Origin of the sequence: Rhodovulum sp. (assembly GCF_011048875.1) — a bacterium.
GTDB classification, from domain to species: Bacteria; Pseudomonadota; Alphaproteobacteria; order Rhodobacterales; family Rhodobacteraceae; genus Rhodovulum; species Rhodovulum tesquicola.
This window is the reverse complement of the sequence record NZ_DSDD01000195.1, coordinates 1-2,191: the sequence shown is the minus strand read 5'-3', so window position 1 is coordinate 2,191 and position 2,191 is coordinate 1. Positions and strand designations below refer to the sequence as shown.

3 protein-coding genes are annotated in these 2,191 nt (G+C 67.9%); all 3 read right to left on the bottom strand.

What is annotated here, in order from left to right:
• Nucleotides 1-422: hypothetical protein (locus ENN83_RS06840; RefSeq protein ID WP_287185472.1), on the bottom strand; the 422-nt coding region annotated here is incomplete at its 3' end.
• 393 nt (nt 423-815) lie between these two features.
• On the bottom strand, nt 816-1,964 hold the full coding sequence (locus ENN83_RS06835) for an AI-2E family transporter (RefSeq protein WP_287185470.1): 1,149 nt from the start codon (nt 1,962-1,964) through the stop codon (nt 816-818).
• Nucleotides 1,965-2,106: 142 nt separating this feature from the next.
• Entirely contained in the window at nt 2,107-2,187 is an 81-nt protein-coding gene (locus ENN83_RS17120) for a VPLPA-CTERM sorting domain-containing protein (RefSeq protein ID WP_414707629.1), read from the bottom strand.
• Between the last annotated feature and the right edge of the window lie 4 nt (nt 2,188-2,191).

Here is a 2,191-nt window from a genome sequence, read left to right as displayed (position 1 = left end):
TCGGCGGCGTCTTCGGCAACCTCTTCATCGGCCGCAGCGTCTTCGGCGGCGTCCTCGGCGACCTCTTCGGCGGCGGCCTCCTCAGCGACGTCTTCGGTAGCGGCCTCTTCGGCCGCCTCTTCAGCGACGTCTTCGGCCGCGGCGTCTTCGGCGGCGTCTTCGGCGACCTCTTCCTCGGCGGCCTCTTCCTCGGCGACCTCTTCCTCGGCGGCCTCTTCCTCGGCGGCCTCTTCGGCGGCGGCTTCCTCGGTCACGGCTTCTTCGGTCACAGCTTCTTCGCCGACCGTTTCCTCGGCCGCGACCTCGGCGACGGGGGCCGGTTCGGATTTCGGCGCGGAGCTGTAGTTCACGGCATAGAACGCCAGACCGATCGCCGGAGCGGCAACGATCAGCCGGATCAGGTTTTGAGAATTATTGGCCATCTTCCATCCTTTTTCTGTCCGCTGCCCCGGCGTGACGCATATGCCCCGTGGCAGGACATTCTCCTGAGGGTTCCGGCGGGAGCCCCAGTTACCTCCCGCGCTCGGCCATGAAGCATCCGCGCGCCCGAGGGATCGAGGCCCCTTCGGAACGACGCAGGCGCCGCCGACCACACGGAACAATAGCGCGTCCGAACGGCGATGACATCCGGAGTCGCCCCCCCTGCGACGCTGATACGCGGCCCCGGGACGATGCGGGGGGTTGAATCCGCTTCCCGCGGGGGGGCTGGGCTGCCCGTAGGGCATTTCCGGCGGGAAAGCCGTCCGGATGAACGGCTTGGCCCGAATCGCCTGCGTGGCCGGGACGCTGCCGACCGCCCTGTTCGACGCGCAGGCTCAGGCAGCATCGCGATGTTCGGGCTTGCAGGCCGCGGCATCGTCCATGTCGGCGTCGGGCAGCCCCTCGCGCGAGAGCAGCACCGCGACCGGGCGCAGCCAGGCGATCTGCGAGCAGACGATCATCACCGAGACCATGATCGGCACGGCAAGGAACATGCCCGGCACGCCCCAGACCGCCGCCCAGAAGGCGAGCGAGGCGAGGATCCCGAAGGAGGACAGCCGCAGCGTCTTGCCCAGAAGCAGCGGGTCGAGAACCTGCCCGACCACGAATTGCAGAATCCCCACGATGGCCAGCACGGCAAGCCCGGTCACGTTGTCCCCGGTCTGCACATAGGCCACCAGCGCGGTGGCCAGCGTGGCCACGATCGAGCCGATATTCGGGATGAAGTTCAGCACGAAGGTCAGCACGCCCATGGCCAGCGCCAGTTCCAGACCGAACAGGCGCATCACGGCATAGACCATCGCACCGGTCACCAGGCTGACCAGCGTCTTGACCACGAGGTAGCGGTTCACGCGATGCATGATCGAGCCGATGATCCGCTCGACCCGCGCGGCGCGCTCGGCATCGCCCATCAGGCTGGTGAGCTTGGTCGAGAACCACAGCCGTTCGAGAAACAGGAAGCCCACGAACAGCGTCACCAGCACCGCACCCGAGGCGATGTTGCCCGCCTGCCCGGCCATCGTGGTCAGCCAGGATCCCAGCCGGACGCCGCGCAGCCAGTTCAGCACGGCCTGTTCCACGTCCTCGCCCATCCAGCCGAACATCTCGGCCACCGCACGCTGGCCCGGTTCGGCATATTGCATGATGGTGGTGACCACGGTGTTCGCCTGGGTCAGGATGATCGCCGACAGCGAGATCAGCACCGTCGCGATCAGCAGCACCGCCAGCAGCGAGGCCAGCCATTCGGAGAACCTTGCCTCGCCGAAGCGCAGCCGCTTCATGTAACCGATCGCGTCCGATGTCAGCGAAAACAGCATGATGGCGATGGCCAGAGAGATCAGCAGGAACTTGGCCTGCACCAGCAGGAACAGCACCACCGCGAAGGCGATGATGCCCAGGAACCAGACCTGGAGCCGCCGCAGGTCGTGTCTGATCGACCCCGATTGCGGGGGCGGTTGCAGGTCGGGGTCGAAAGGAGCTTTCATTGCGCGCGATCCATTGCGCCGCAGCGGGCGGCCAAGGCTGTCCCCCAAACCTAGGGAAAGGCAGCCCGCGGAGCAAGTCATGGCCCCACCCGCACGGGGAACCCGGCGCCCGCGGGCGCCAGTCTGGCCTCTTTCGGGCGCCTCAGCCCCGGGCGCGCAGCCGCAGCGCGCCGAAGCCCGCAAGCCCGGCCAGCAGCAGCGGCAGGCCCGCCGGCAGCGGCACCGGG